Raw genomic sequence first — 355 nt, 5'->3', positions numbered from 1 at the left:
AGATTTTATTTAAAACGTGGAAATCATTCTTTCATATTCATCGTTGTAAAAAGATAAAACGAGAACGATTGGAATGCCATTTGTACGGGCAACTGATTGCTATTCTACTCTGTTCTTCTACCATGTTTCAAATGCGGCAATTACTTCTTAGAAAAAAGAAGCGAGAACTGAGTGAATATAAGACCATATATATGATTAAAGATTACTTTCTTCTTCTTTTTCAAGCTATACAGAAAGACACCCAAGAGCTATCAAAGATTCTAATTCGCTTGTTCAACCTCCTACAGCAAAACGGGCGAAAATCTCATAGATATGAGAAGAAAACAGTCTTTGATATATTAGGTGTCGTTTACAA

At 33.5% G+C, this 355-nt stretch carries 1 pseudogene; it reads left to right on the top strand.

Annotation, left to right across the window (positions count from 1 at the left end):
* Positions 1-355: pseudogene (locus tag HFD78_RS29120) on the top strand (IS4 family transposase); the annotation flags it as partial.

This window comes from Bacillus sp. EKM501B (assembly GCF_011800505.1).
In the GTDB taxonomy this organism is placed as follows: Bacteria; Bacillota; Bacilli; order Bacillales; family Bacillaceae_G; genus Bacillus_A; species Bacillus_A cereus.
Note: the sequence above shows the minus strand (reverse complement) of the source record. Positions and strands in the feature narration are given on the sequence as shown.